The organism is Amycolatopsis sp. NPDC054798, assembly GCF_053611505.1.
This window is the reverse complement of the sequence record NZ_JBSHAM010000086.1, coordinates 21,371-34,956: the sequence shown is the minus strand read 5'-3', so window position 1 is coordinate 34,956 and position 13,586 is coordinate 21,371. Positions and strand designations below refer to the sequence as shown.

Genomic DNA, 13,586 nt, shown 5'->3' with positions numbered 1-13,586 from the left:
GGTTCTAACCGGCATCGCCACTCACGAGAGCCTCAGCAGTCCTGCAGGAACCGCTCCAGCACCCGCGTCCCGAACCGCAGCCCCTCCACCGGCACCCGCTCGTCCACGCCGTGCGCCATCGCCCGGTACGGAAAACCCTCCGGCAGCGCCAGGGGAGCGAAGCCGTAGCACGCCATCCCCAGCTGAGTGAACGCCTTCGCGTCCGTCCCGCCGCCCATGCAGTACGGCACCACGACCGCTTCGGGATCCTCCGCCCGCAACGCCGCGGCCATCGCGTCGAACCACGGCGAATCGACCGGAGCCTGCACCGGCGGCTGATGCGCCACGAATTCCCGCGTGACACCCTCGCCCAGCAGCGAATCCAGCACCGCGAACAGGTCGTCCTCGGTCCCCGGCAGCACCCGGACGTCGACCTGCGCGGTCGCCGTCGACGGGATCACGTTCACCTTGTACCCGGCGTCGAGCATCGTCGGAGTGGTGCTGTTGCGCACCGTCGGCACGACCAGAGACCCCGCCGTTCCCAGGCGCGCCACGGTTTCGTCCACCGCCGTGCCCGAGGACAGGTCCACCGGCACGCCCAAAGCCGCTCCGGTCCGCTCCAGGAACGCGCGCACGGTCGGCGTCAGCTGCACCGGCCAGCGGTGGTCTGCGATCCGCTGCAACGCCCCGACCAGCCGCACGACCGCGTTCTCCGCGTTCGGCCGCGACCCGTGCCCGGCGCGCCCGCGCGCGGTGAGTCGCAGGTGCGCGGTGCCGCGCTCGGCCGTGGCGACCGGGTACAGCCGCACGGTCCGGCCATCGGCGGCGGGCACGTGATAGCTGTACCCGCCGGATTCGCTGATCGCCGCCGCGCAGCCCTCGAACAGGTCCGCGTGTTCCTTGACCAGCCAGTGCGCGCCGTAGTCGCCGCGGTCCTCCTCGTCGGCGACGAACGCCAGCACGAGATCCCGCCGCGGCCGCAGCCCGGACGCGACGGCGGCCAGCACCATCGCGCAGAAGTCCTTCATGTCGACCGCGCCCCGGCCCCACAGGAACCCGTCGCGCACCTCGCCGGAAAACGGCGGTACAGACCAATCGGCCGCGGCCGCGGGCACCACGTCCAGATGCCCCTGCACGAGCAGCGCGGGCAGGGTCGGATCGGTGCCCGGAATCCGCGCGATGACATTCGCCCGCTGCGGTTCGGACTCCAGAATCCGCGCCGAAACCCCGTACTGGCCAAGGAATTCGGCGACGTACTCGGCGGCGAGGCGTTCGCCCGCGGCCTCGCCGTTGCCGTAGTTGGTGGTGTCGAACCGGATCAGGTCCGCGCACAGCGAAACAACGTCGACCTCAGCCATAGATGCCCTGCACCGCCCCCGCCGCGATGGCCGTGACCACCTTGAACGCCTTCATCGCCTCGGTCATGCTCGGCGCCTCGAACGCGACCCGGCGCGTCCCGGTCTGCTCCACGGTCGGGATCACCGCGGTCGCCTGCGCCAGATGGCTCGCGTCGAACTCCACCTCGATCCGGTGCCGTCCCGGCGTCCGCTCGGCGCGCCCGGCTCGGGCCATCGCCGCGCGCGCACCGGTTTCCAGCAGCTTCGCCGTGCGCGCCGGCGGCAGGCAGATCGCCGCGTACCGGCTCACGCATTCCTTGACCTGCACCAGTTCCGCGTCCGGCGCGTAGTCGCGCGCGTCCTCGCAGGTCTGGTCGTCGCCGCTGACCAGCAGCACCGGCACGCCGTACTCGCCGGCCATCGCCGCGTTCAGCCTGCCCTCGCTCGCCGGCACGTCGTCCAGCCACACGCCGGTGATCTGGTTTTCCAGATAGGTGTGCGACAGGACGCCGTCGAACCCGGCCCCGGCGTGGTAGCCGAGGAACACCACACCGTCCACACCGGAATCGATGCCCTGCATCATCGACAGCGGCTTGTGCCGCCCGGTCAGCATCCGCGCGCGCTCGTCGAGGTCTTCCAGCAGCAGGTTGCGCTGCGAGGAGTGCGCTTCGTTGACGAGCACGTCGGTCGCGCCCGCCGCGTACAGGCCGGCCAGCACCGCGTTGACGTCGCCGGTGAACATGCCCCGGAACCGCTGCCACTGCGGGCTCCCCGGCACGACGTCGTCGGTCCAGGTGACCCCCGTGGCGCCTTCCATGTCGGCCGAGATCAGGATCCGCATGACCGGCACTCTAGTGATCCGCGCCGCGACCATAACGATCGGACACGCAGCGGCGCCGTCACATATTGCGCGCTTCCCGCGGTATGTGGTTACTTTTCGTCTCTGGGGTCGGGGATTGACGATGGGGTGGTTCTCAAGTGCGGATCAAGCACAGGCGACACGGGTTGTGCCGCGTTTTCAGTGTCGTGACAGCAGGAACGCTGGCGATTCTGCCGTTGGCGGGCACTGCGACAGCGCAGGCGGCACAACAGCAGGCGCAGCCGAAGGTGCTGCGGGTCGCGTTGACCACTGGTATCGACCACTTGAACCCGTTCACCGCGGGGCTCGCCGCGTCGACCCAGGTCGGCCGGTTCGTCTACGAGTTCCTGACGATCCCGTCGGCGGACAAGGCCGAGCCCGCCCCGGCGCTCGCCGAATCGTGGACGACCTCGCCGGACAAGCTGACCTGGACGTTCAAGATCCGCAAGGGCGCGAAGTGGTCCGACGGGCAGCCGGTCACCGCGAAGGACGCCGCGTTCACCTTCAACCGGATGCTCACCGACGCCACCGCGCGCACCGCGAACGGCAACTACGTCGCGAGCTTCGAATCGGTGGCCGCGCCGGACGACGCCACCCTGGTGATCAAGACCAAGACCGTCCAGTCGAGCATGGCTTTGCTCGACGTCCCGATCGTGCCCGAGCACGTGTGGTCGCCGATCAAGGACCTCAACGACCCGAAGACCGACACCATCCCGGTCGTCGGCGTCGGCGACGGGCCCTATCAGCTCACCGAGTACAAGCAGAACGAATACGTCAAGTTCAAGGCCAACAAGAACTACTGGCGCGGCGCGCCGAAGGTCGACGAGCTGCAGCTGCTGGTGTTCAAGGACGTCGAGGCCGCGGTGAACGCCCTCAAACAGGGCGAGGTCGACGTCATCAACCGGCTCACCCCGACCCAGTTCGACGCGCTCAAGGACCAGCCGGACATCGCGCTGAACAAGGCCCCCGGCCGCCGCTACAACGAGATCAACCTCAACTTCGGCGTCCAGAACTCGGAGAACAAGCCGATCGGCAACGGCAACCCGGTGCTCAAGGACATCCGCGTGCGCCAGGCGATCGCGCAGTCGATCGACGCGAAGACGATCGTGGACAAGGTCGCCGGCGGCTACGCCCAGCCCGGCGGCGGCGTGATCCCGCCGATCTACGCGGCCTACCACTGGGACCCGGCGCCGGGGGAGGCGCGCAAGTTCGACCTCGCCGCCGCCAACGCCGCGCTCGACGCGGCCGGCTACGCCAAGGGCCGCGACGGCATCCGCACCGCACCCGGCGGCGCGCGCCTCGAACTGCGGCTCACCGGGCACGCGAACCGCGCCGGCGACCAGCGGCTCGCCCAGTACGTGACCGGCTGGCTGCACGACATCGGCATCTCGGTCAAACAGGAACTCGTCTCCGACGACGAGCTGAACGACCGCACCAACGCGGGCAACTACGACCTCGCGATCTCCGGCTACGCGAACAACCCGGACCCGGACTACTCGCTGGCCCTGCACACCTGCGCCGCGCGGCCGAACGCCCAGGGCAAGGGCGGCACCACCGACACCTTCTTCTGCGACCCGCAGTACGACGCGCTCTACGCCAAGCAGCTCGCCGAAACCGACCCCGCCGTCCGCGCCGGCTACGTCAAGCAGGCCCAGGCGCGGCTCTACAGCCAGGCCGTCAACGTCGTCTACGACTACGACAACGTGCTCGAGGCCTACCGCTCCGACAAGTTCTCCTCCTTCGCCAAGCAGCCGCAGCCCGAGGGATCGATCCTCGAACAGACCGGCTACTGGGGCGTGTACGGCGCGGTCCCGGCCGACGCCTCGGCGGCTTCGTCCGACAGCGGCTCCAGCACGACCGTGTGGATCGTCGTCGGTGCCGTGGTGCTCGTCGTGCTCGTCGGCGGCGGCATCGCGCTGTCCCGCCGCGGCAAGTCCGCCGACGACCGGGAGTAAAAGAACGTGAGCCAAGCTCTAGCGCCGGACCAGGCCTCGGTGCTCGCCGACCCCGACGAGCGCCGAGGCGGGACCGGCACCCTCCGGTTCGTCCTCACGAAGATCGCCGAGGCGGTCGCCAGCATCTTCCTGGTGATCGTCCTCGGGTTCTTCCTCTTCCGGCTGCTGCCCGGCGACCCGGTCGCGTTCATGGCCCGCGACCGGCCCACCGACCCCGGCCAGATCGCCGAGCTGCGCGAACGGCTCGGCATCGACAAACCCGTCCTCGCGCAGTTCGGGAACTACTTCGCCGGCCTGTTCCAGGGCGATTTCGGCGAGTCCTACATCGAGCGCCGCCCGGTGCTGGACATGATCGGCGAACGCCTGTGGCCGACCGTGCTGCTCGTCGGCAGCGCGACGATCCTGGCCGTCGCGCTCGGGCTGTGGCTCGGGATCCGCGCGGCGTGGAAGCGCGACAGCTTCTTCGACCGCGCGCAGACCGGGATCGCGCTGACCCTGTGGTCGGTCCCGCAGTTCTGGCTGGGGCTGCTGCTGCTCGTCGCCACCAACGGGCTGTTCCCCAGCCGCGGCATGCACTCGCCCGACGCCGGGCCCGGGTTCTTCGCCCAAAGCCTCGACGTGCTGCACCACCTGTTCCTGCCGTGCCTGACGCTGCTCGCGGTGTTCTACGCGCAGTACATGCTGGTGATGCGCTCGTCCCTGCTGGGCGAAATGAACGCCGACTACCTCACCACCGCTCGTGCGAAAGGCCTGCGCGACGACCTCGTCCGGCGGCGGCACGCGGTCCCGAACGCGCTGCTGCCGACCGTCACCCTGGTCTTCATGCAGTTCGGCATGGTGGTCGCCGGCGCCGTCACGGTCGAAGCGGTGTTCAGCTGGCCCGGACTCGGCCAGCTCACCTACGACGCGCTGCACGGCCCGGATCTGCCGGTGCTGCAAGGGGTTTTCGTCGTCCTCGCCAGCGCCGTCGTCCTGATGAACCTGTTCGCGGAGCTGCTCTACCGCGTGCTCGACCCGAGGGTGCGTACCGCATGACCGCAGCCGGAACCGCCGCCGAAAGCGCCCGCGCGATCGCGTGGCGCCGCCGCCGCGCCGGAATCGCCCGCACCTGGCACGAGTTCGCCACGCAGAAAGCCGCGCTCGCTGGGCTCTGCCTGCTCGCGCTCACCGTCGCGCTCGCGCTGCTGCTGCCGCTGATCAGCGACCAGAGCGGCCTCGACGTCACCCGCGTCACCGGAACGCCGCTCAGCCCGCCGGACGGCGAATTCTGGCTCGGCACCGACATCGACGGCCGCTCGGTGCTGCTGATGACCTTGTGGGGCACCAGGATCTCGTTGCTCGTCGGGTTCTGCGCGACCGTGCTGAGCGTGTTCATCGGCACCCTGATCGGCATCACCGCCGCGCACTTCGGCGGCTGGGTGTCGGCGGTCCTGTTGCGGTTCACCGACTTCTTCCTCGTCCTGCCGTCGCTCGTGCTGGCGATCGCGCTGGCCGCCGTGCTGCCGCGCGGGATCTGGACGATCGTGCTCGCCATCGGCGTCACCGCCTGGCCGAGCACCGCGCGGCTGGTCCGCGCCCAGACGCTCACCATCGAAAGCCGCCCCTACATCGAACGCGCCCGCGCGCTCGGCGGCGGCCACCTGCACGTCATCACGAAACACGTGCTGCCCGGCGTCGCCCCGCTCGTGCTCGCCAACACCACGCTCGTGGTCGGCAACGCGGTCATCGCCGACGCCACCCTGTCGTTCCTCGGCGTCGGCGACCCCACCTCGATCTCGTGGGGCGCGATGCTGGAAACCGCCCTCAACAACGGCGCGGTCACCCGCGGCGCCTGGTGGAACCTGCTCCCGCCGGGCCTCGCGATCGTGGCTGTCGTGCTGATGTTCACCCTCGTCGGCCGCGGCCTCGAAACCGTGCTGAACCCGCGGCTCAAAGGACGGCACTCGTGACCGCGCTGCTCGAACTGAAAAACCTCGGCGTCACCTACCGCACCGGCGGCGGCGACGTCCCCGCGGTCCGCGGCGTCGACCTGCGCCTCGACGCGGGCGGCACGCTCGGCGTCGCGGGGGAGTCCGGCTCCGGCAAGTCCACCGTCGCGATGAGCGTGCTCCGGCTCCTGCCGCGCAGCGCGAAGATCACCGGAGAGATCCTTCTCGAGGGCGAGAACGTCGGCGACATGCGCTGGGGACGGCTGCGCGCGGTCCGCTGGGCCGAGGCGTCGGTGGTGTTCCAGGGCGCGATGCACGCGCTCAACCCGGTCCGCCGCGTCGGCGAGCAGATCGCCGAACCGATCCGGCTGCACGCGCCCGAGGGCAAAACGCCGTCCGAAGCACAGGTGCAGGCCCGGGTCACGGAACTGCTCGCACAGGTCGACCTGCCCCGCTCGCGGGCGGGCGCGTACCCGCACGAACTGTCCGGCGGGCAGAAACAGCGCGTGATGATCGCGATGGCGCTGGCGTGCGAACCGCGGCTGGTGATCGCCGACGAGCCGACCACCGCGCTCGACGTCATCGTCCAGGCCCAGGTGCTGTCCGTGCTCTCGAAACTGGTCGCCGAACGCGGCATCGGGCTGATCATGATCAGCCACGACCTGTCCGTGCTCGCCGCGACCTGCGAACGGATCGCGGTGATGTACGACGGCGAACTCGTCGAGGAACGCCCCAGCGCCGAACTGATGTCCGCGCCGCAGCACGAGCACAGCAAGGCGCTCGCCGCGGCGTTCCCGACCGTCGGGGACCCGGTCTCGCGCTACGCCCCGGCCACCGCCACGCCGCTGCCCCCTGAACCGGAGGAACGCGCCGGCCCGGACGAAGCGCCGCTGCTGGCGGCCGAGGACCTGCACGTCACGTTCCGCGACCGCAAAGGCAAGCGGATCCACGCGGTCAACGGCGTGAACCTGCAGGTCCGCCGGGACGAGATCGTCGCGCTGGTCGGCCAGTCCGGCTCCGGCAAGACCACCCTTGCCCGCACCCTGCTCGGCCTGCAGAAACCCGATTCCGGCGCGATCCGCTACGCGGGCAAGCCGGTGCCCTCGGGCGGGGCCGGGCTGCGCGCGTACCGGCGGGAAGTCCAGCTCGTGCTCCAGGACCCGACGAGCGCGCTGAACCCGGCCCACACGGTGTACGAGGCGGTCGCCGAAGGCCCCCGGATCCATGGCCTGCCGGACGAACGCGACGTCGTGCTCAAAGCGCTCGAATCCGCCGAACTGCGCCCGCCGGAGAAATACCTCGACCGGCTGCCGCACGAGCTGTCCGGCGGCCAGCGCCAGCGCGTCGTCATCGCCGGGGCCCTCGCGCTCGAACCGGCGCTGCTGCTGGCCGACGAACCGGTGGCCTCGCTCGACGCGTCGGTCCGCGGCGAAATCCTCGCGCTGCTGCTCCGGCTGCGCCGCCAGCTCGGGCTTTCCGCGCTCGTCATCACCCATGACCTGGGCCTGGCCTGGAACATCGCCGACCGGGTCGCGGTGATGTACCGCGGCGAACTCGTGGAGACCGGTACCGTCGAACAAGTCCTGCTCGACCCGCAGCACGACTACACGAAGTCGCTGCTCGCGGCGCTCCCCGGGGGCACCGCGCAGCGGACCGCGGCCGACCGCTGACCGCGGGCCCGCCCGGGCGCGCGCATACCGGCGCGCGCCCGGAGCCCGTGCGGGGCGGGCCGACTGCACCCGGTAATCTCCTGGATCGAAATGGCCACCACTACCGACAACGCGCAGCCGAACGCCGGCAGTCTCGACCGGCAGTTCCTGACGCCCGCGCGCTTCCCCTACCGGACCATCGCGATGGGCACGGTCGGAAGCGCCCTCCTCATGCTCGCCGCGCTCGGCGCGGGCGGCATCCTCATCCGCGACCCCGTCATCGGCCACGGCCCGCTGTCCTGGATCCGCTACGGCCACGGCCGGGCGCTCGCCAACGCGCTGCTCTACAGCGGCTTCGGCCTCATCGTGTGGGCGTGGGTCCGGCTCGGCCGCTACGCGCTCGCCGGGCGCATCGGCAGCAAGCCGATCCTCATCGCCGCGCTGTGCTGGATGGCGCCGCTGATCGTGTCGCCGCCGCTGTTCACCCGCGACGTCTTCTCCTACCTCGGCCAGGGCGCGCAGCTGCTCTACGGGCTCGACCCGTACGCCAACGGCCCCGCCGAACTGCCCGTGCTGCCGAACGTCGTGCAGAACGTGCACCCGCTGTGGCAGACCACGCCCGCCCCGTACGGGCCGCTGTTCCTGCTGATCTCCAAGGGCATCGTCGCGATCACCCAGGACCACATGATCGCCGGCGTGATCCTCACCCGGCTCGTGCTGCTCGTCGGGCTCGGCATGACGCTGTGGGCGCTGCCCCGGCTCGTCAAGCACCTCGGCGGGAAGCTCCCGGTCGCGCTGTGGGTCGCGGTCGCCAGCCCGATGATGGTCATCCACCTCTTCGGCGGGCCGCACAACGACCTGATGATGCTCGGCTTCCTCACCATCGGGATGCTCGCCGCCCTCGAACGCAAGCACGTCGTCGCGGTCGTCCTCGTGACCATCGGCATGCTGATCAAGCCGACCGCCGCCGTCGCGCTGCCGTTCATGGTCTGGATGTGGGCCGCGGACATGAAGGGCCCGTCGAAGACGAAGAACTTCTTCAAGGCCGGAGCCGCGTCGGTCGGGCTGTTCCTGCCGGTGTTCGTCGTCGGCACCTGGGTGTCGCTCGGCTCGCTCAACCTCGGCTGGTGGTCCGGCCTCAAGGCCCCGCAGCTCATCACGAACTGGCTGAACTTCCCCAGCGGCATCGGCGAGGCCGTCTACAACCTCGTCCACATCGTCGCCACCGTCCAGCCCTCGCCGTTCGTCACCGTCGCGCGCGCCATCGCGATGGTCGGCCTCGTCGTGTTCGGCGTCCGCCAGTGGTGGCTCGCCCGCGGCGGCGGCAAGGAAGCCGTGTACCGCGCCGCGATCACGCTGCTGGCCGTCGCGATCCTGATGCCGCCGACCCTGCCCTGGTATCTCACCTGGGGCTTCGTGCTGATCTCCGCGTTCCCGTGGGAACGCCGGAACCTGTCGGCGATCGTGGCGATCTCGGTGTTCGTGACGCTCGTGTACTACCCGACGGGGGAGCAGGCGCTCTACGACTGGTGGTTCATCGCGATCGTCGTCGTGGTCAGCCTCTACGCCGCCGCGTCGCTGCTGCGCCCCGACCCGCTCGGCCTCGTCGCCGCGTGGCGGAAGAAGCCCAAGGACGAGGAATTCCTCCCGGACGAGACTCCCGCCAAGTCCTCCTGAGCCGGTGGTCCCGGCGTCGCGCCGGGACCACCGTTCGCCAGGGCTACTTGCGGTCCGCCCGGTAGTTCCGGAACAGCAGGTACGTGTCGAGAATGTCCGACTGTGCGCTCTCGACCGAACGGTAGATGCCCCACTTGGGCCGCACATAGTCGCCTTGAGCGGGCAGCTTCACCCCGGTTTTGCGGCCCTGCGCGGCGATCGGCGCACCCGCACCGGTCCCGCTGCGGATCACGCAGGCCGCCGCTCCCGCCTCGCCCGGAGTGAACGTCCACTCGATCGTGATCCACTTGTCCCGCAACGGAGCCAGCTTCGCCGCCGCGATCGACGGCGACCCCGGATTCGCGTACGCGCGCGCGGAAATCATCTCCGTGCCGCCGTCCCGGACCAGATCCAGCGTCACCCACGGGCCCGCGTTCGTCGCCGGGGTCTTGGTCTGGAAGATGTGCGTGAACCGGCTCGTCCCGTGCAGGCTCGCCGGGACGAACATCTCGTAGGAGAGCGTCCACGTCTCGCCGTCGCGCATCTTCAGCGCGGAACCGTTCTGCACCATGCCTTTCGTCTCGGTCCGCTGCCGGTCCCCGCCGCCGGTGGTGTCCCGGTCGTCGCGCCAGATGTTGAACCGGTAGTGATCGCCCTCGACCACCACGTACTTCCGGCCCGGATGCAGACCGCCGCGATCCGCCTCGACACCCTCGAACGCCTTCAGCCCGTCCTTCGCCGGAACGGGATGCCACAACGGGCTCGCGGCCGAGGCGAACCGGGCCAGCGGACCGGCCAGAGCCGGGACGGCGAGCGCCGCCCCGGCCATCGTGCGAAGCGCCGTCCGGCGCGGGAAACCAGGGGATTCCGGCATCTCCGGCATCACAGTGTGTCCTTTCCGAACAGGAACGAAAGGGGCACATCGGCCGGCGGCGTCGTACATCCGATGTCTGGTGGATCAAAGGTAAGAGTCTTTCCGAATGCGGTCAAGCGTCAGGCGCGGGCGCGCGACCGTGCCGGTGACGTCGCTTCGCGCTCGGCCAGATCGACGCGCGCTAAGCCCGAAGTCCGTCTGTCCACGACGACCTGATGGCCGCGCGGTCGCAGCTCCGGCACCGGCCGCTGCCCGATCGCCCGACGCCGCGACCGCCCTTTGCCGCGCCGCGACCTCGCCGGGGTCGTTGCTTCCGTTGCCCACCAGGCCATCCTGACGCCGCCTGCCCCGGCCGGGATACCCGGCGGCGTCAGAACATCTTGCTCAGCACGTCGTGCCAGGCAGTGACGGTCTGCGCGAGCTGCGCGCCGGATTTGGCGGCTTCGGTCACCGCGCTCAGCGCCAGTTTCGCCCGGCCGCGCTTCTGCTTCTCGCCGGGTTCGGCGGCGGCTTCGGCGATGTCCTTGACGTGGTACAGCAGTTCCTCGCGCTCGTCGTCCGGCAGATCGGGATCCTCGCGCACCGCGGCCGAAAGCGCTTCGATCGCCTCGGCGAGCCGGTCGTCGCGGCCCGCGACCGGGGCCAGCACGGTCGTGATGTCGCGGACCGTGCTGTTGAGAATGAAGTTGCTGTGCGTCACGTCGCCGCCGATTTCGATGCGGTGGCCGGACTGCGGCGCGGAATCCCGTTTGTAGTCGGCCATGTTGCCGAGCACCTCCGTCAGATAGTCGAGTGCGATGGTCACGTATGCCAGATAGGCGCGGGCGAAGCTGTCGGCGTCGAGCCGGTCGGTGCTCCACCGGGCCACGAACTCGAAGCCCTCGGTGCCCTTGGCCAGCCGACGGCGGATCTCCTCGGTCACGAACCCGTCGAGCACCCCGCCGTCCAGCTGCCACGAGGAGCCGAACCGGAGCGGCCACGTCCCGGTGAGCGCCGCCTCCTTCAGTTTCGCAGTGTCGCCGATGAAGGCCTTCAGATCCTGTTCCATCGCCTCGCCCGACACGTGCTCCTTGAACCTGGCTTCCTGCGGCCGGTGCATGAGCGGCAGCAGCTTGGGCAGGGGGAGCGCGGCCAGCCCGTCGGCGACCGCGACGACCGCGCTGTGCAGGTCGCCGAGGAAGGCTTCCCATTCGCCGGGCGGGAGCACCGCGATTCCGGCGCCGTCGTCGGCTCGCCCGTAACGGGTGCTCAGGGTTTCCCGGAACCTTTTGGCCAGCGGACCGCTGACCGCGGCCAGCAGGCGTTCCGCTTCGGGATGGATGCCGGAGAACAGGTTCCGGCGGGCGGACGCCCAGACGAGCAGGTCTTTGATCCGGCTGACCGTTTCGCGGGTGGGGCGGATGCCTTCGCGCTCCGGACCCCACCAGACTTCGTACCGGCCGTGGTCTTGCTGCTCCTGCAGGAAACGCCCCGGCTCGCACAGCCGCGCCACCGGCGGGCGCAGGACCTCCGCACGCGCACGGGCCTCGTCGGCGACGCCGACCGTCAGGGCGGCGAGCACCTCGCGGATCGTGCGCCGGGCCCGGTCCGCGTCGGGCACCGCTTCGCGCGCCGAGCCGATCAAGGGCAGTCGCACCGGACCCGGATGCCGCGGTCCGGGCAGCTTCGCGTCCCTGGTCTGCTGCTGCCAGTCGCGAGCCCGCGACGACCGTTCGGCACAGGTCTTGTCCTTGGCGGCCTTCGTGTTCGCCGCGATCGACGCCTTGTTCTTCTCGTACGCCTTCGACGCGAGCCAGAGACCGCCGCCGATCAGCGCGATCCAGATGACGACGTTGAACCCGCCGGTCACCGCGTGGTCGACATCGCTGTCGGCGGCCGCGGCGATCAGCACCACGACGATCACGACCGCAATCGCACATCCCACAACGCCCCCCGACGCGCACCGCGGCCGCACCGGGAGTGCGACCGCCGTCACAGCATGATGCCACGCCGTCCGGACACGGCACGATGAACCGGACAGCGGAATCCTGAGGGGAGAAGCCGGTGCAGGAAACGGATCAGCACGAACTCGACGCCTTGCTCGCGACGGCCCGGATCGTCCGCACCCTCAACAGCTACTACCGCGCTGTCGACGAGAGGAAATTCGACCCGCCGCGGTTCCGGCGCATTTTCGCGCCGGACGGGAAGATCGTGCGCCCGGGCGGCGCGGAGATCACCGGGCCGGCGGACATCGCCGACAGCCACGCCCGCAGCTTCGCCCGTTTCGAGGCGAGCCAGCACCTGCTCACCGGCCACGACGTCGACTTCGACGGCGCCGCCGCCGAAGTGCGGGCGAATATCGTCGCGATCCACCTGTGGAAAGACCGCCCGGTCACCGTGCGCATGGAGGACCGCGCGTTCACCGCGGGCGGCGTCGTCACCGCGGACCTGCGCCAGACCGGGGACGACTGGCGCATCACCGAAGTCCGCACCCAGATCCTGTGGCGGACCGGGTATTTCGGGGACCTGGCGCAGACCCGCTGAGACACCGGATCAGCGCTTCGCCGCCCGGTACCGGTTGATCAGCTTGGTGACCGTCGCGTGGTCCGCGCCGCTGTTGAGCGCGGCGACCAGGTCGTCCGGGCAGAGCTGGTACGCCTCGCCCCACCAGCGGCGGGAGCGGTTGTCCCAGATCTGGTATCCGCCGGGCACGCCCCGGGCCACGTAGCGTCGTTTGGCCATCGTCAGTCCCGGTCGAACGTCGCGGCGAACACGGGAGCCAGCCGTTTCAGCTCGGACTGCTGAGCCACCGCGTCCGTGGTCGTGCTGTCGGTGCGGATCGCGAGCACCCGCTCGCCGTGCGCGAACACCAAGGCACAACTGGACATCCGGGCCTCCCGGAACCGCTGGCAGAACCCGAGCTGCGGGTCGCCGACACCCGGGGCCGAAAACCGCAGGGCCACCGCCTTGCCGCAGTTCAGCGCCTGGTCGACCGCCGACAGAACCTGCTCTCCGGTATACCCGTCGTATTCGGCCGCGAGCTGCCAGACGAGCAGCTCTCCGGTTCTGGCAGTCGCCTGCGCATCGCTTCGCAGCGCGGACTCCCAAGGTCGCTTGCCTTCGCACGGCGGCACAAGGTGCAGCGGGTTGATCCACTCGGCGGCAAAGGAAGCAGGAGACTTTCCCAGCTCGGCCCCCACGTCGCTCAACTGCCTTTCGTTCGGCAAGTACTTGGCGAGGTCCTTGGGCGCGGAGGAACCCGCCGACGTCGAAGCCCCGCCCGCGCAACCCGCGAGCAGAAGAAGCCCTGCCGCGACGAGCGCAGCGCCCATGATCCCCCTCCGCACGCGAGAAAGATCGCCAAGCCGCC

12 protein-coding genes are annotated in these 13,586 nt (G+C 70.2%); 6 read left to right on the top strand and 6 right to left on the bottom strand.

What is annotated here, in order from left to right:
• Positions 1 to 32: 32 nt before the first annotated feature.
• Together ACWGIC_RS35820 and ACWGIC_RS35815 are read right to left on the bottom strand one after the other, a co-directional pair.
• Positions 33 to 1,337: a M20/M25/M40 family metallo-hydrolase gene (locus tag ACWGIC_RS35820; RefSeq protein ID WP_452080360.1), complete on the bottom strand. Its 1,305-nt coding sequence runs from the start codon at positions 1,335 to 1,337 to the stop codon at positions 33 to 35.
• Positions 1,330 to 2,157 (bottom strand): M55 family metallopeptidase, encoded by an 828-nt coding sequence (locus tag ACWGIC_RS35815; protein ID WP_452080359.1) that lies wholly within the window; start codon positions 2,155 to 2,157, stop codon positions 1,330 to 1,332. The genes ACWGIC_RS35820 and ACWGIC_RS35815 overlap by 8 nt, the downstream gene beginning before the upstream one ends.
• Before the next feature lie 185 nt (positions 2,158 to 2,342).
• On the opposite strand from ACWGIC_RS35815, the gene ACWGIC_RS35810 reads away from it, so the two are divergent.
• From ACWGIC_RS35810 to mptB, 5 genes are all read left to right on the top strand, one after another.
• Positions 2,343 to 4,130: an ABC transporter substrate-binding protein gene (locus ACWGIC_RS35810; protein WP_452080358.1), complete on the top strand. Its 1,788-nt coding sequence runs from the start codon at positions 2,343 to 2,345 to the stop codon at positions 4,128 to 4,130.
• Between the two features lie 6 nt (positions 4,131 to 4,136).
• Entirely contained in the window at positions 4,137 to 5,165 is a 1,029-nt protein-coding gene (locus ACWGIC_RS35805; RefSeq protein ID WP_452080357.1) for an ABC transporter permease, read from the top strand.
• Positions 5,162 to 6,079 carry an ABC transporter permease gene (locus ACWGIC_RS35800; protein ID WP_452080356.1) on the top strand — a complete coding sequence of 306 codons (918 nt, stop codon included), beginning with the start codon at positions 5,162 to 5,164 and terminating at the stop codon, positions 6,077 to 6,079. The genes ACWGIC_RS35805 and ACWGIC_RS35800 overlap by 4 nt, the downstream gene beginning before the upstream one ends.
• Complete coding sequence (gene nikE, locus ACWGIC_RS35795) at positions 6,076 to 7,728, top strand: nickel ABC transporter ATP-binding protein NikE (protein ID WP_452080355.1); 1,653 nt, start codon at positions 6,076 to 6,078, stop codon at positions 7,726 to 7,728. Before ACWGIC_RS35800 ends, nikE begins: the two co-directional genes overlap by 4 nt.
• Before the next feature lie 90 nt (positions 7,729 to 7,818).
• Positions 7,819 to 9,384: a polyprenol phosphomannose-dependent alpha 1,6 mannosyltransferase MptB gene (mptB, locus tag ACWGIC_RS35790; protein WP_452080354.1), complete on the top strand. Its 1,566-nt coding sequence runs from the start codon at positions 7,819 to 7,821 to the stop codon at positions 9,382 to 9,384.
• A 43-nt stretch (positions 9,385 to 9,427) separates the two neighbouring features.
• Here mptB and ACWGIC_RS35785 read toward each other — a convergent pair whose 3' ends face one another.
• Positions 9,428 to 10,246: a hypothetical protein gene (locus ACWGIC_RS35785; RefSeq protein WP_452080353.1), complete on the bottom strand. Its 819-nt coding sequence runs from the start codon at positions 10,244 to 10,246 to the stop codon at positions 9,428 to 9,430.
• A 361-nt stretch (positions 10,247 to 10,607) separates the two neighbouring features.
• Positions 10,608 to 12,140 carry a hypothetical protein gene (locus tag ACWGIC_RS35780; protein ID WP_452080352.1) on the bottom strand — a complete coding sequence of 511 codons (1,533 nt, stop codon included), beginning with the start codon at positions 12,138 to 12,140 and terminating at the stop codon, positions 10,608 to 10,610.
• 140 nt (positions 12,141 to 12,280) lie between these two features.
• Here ACWGIC_RS35780 and ACWGIC_RS35775 point away from each other — a divergent pair, with 140 nt between their 5' ends.
• The gene (locus ACWGIC_RS35775) at positions 12,281 to 12,760 is read left to right on the top strand and encodes a nuclear transport factor 2 family protein (RefSeq protein WP_452080351.1); all 480 of its coding nucleotides are present in this window, start codon (positions 12,281 to 12,283) and stop codon (positions 12,758 to 12,760) included.
• 9 nt (positions 12,761 to 12,769) lie between these two features.
• Here ACWGIC_RS35775 and ACWGIC_RS35770 read toward each other — a convergent pair whose 3' ends face one another.
• On the bottom strand, positions 12,770 to 12,958 hold the full coding sequence (locus tag ACWGIC_RS35770; protein ID WP_452080350.1) for a hypothetical protein: 189 nt from the start codon (positions 12,956 to 12,958) through the stop codon (positions 12,770 to 12,772).
• 2 nt (positions 12,959 to 12,960) lie between these two features.
• Positions 12,961 to 13,548, bottom strand: a complete 588-nt coding sequence (locus ACWGIC_RS35765) for a hypothetical protein (protein WP_452080349.1) — start codon at positions 13,546 to 13,548, stop codon at positions 12,961 to 12,963.
• Positions 13,549 to 13,586 lie beyond the last annotated feature (38 nt).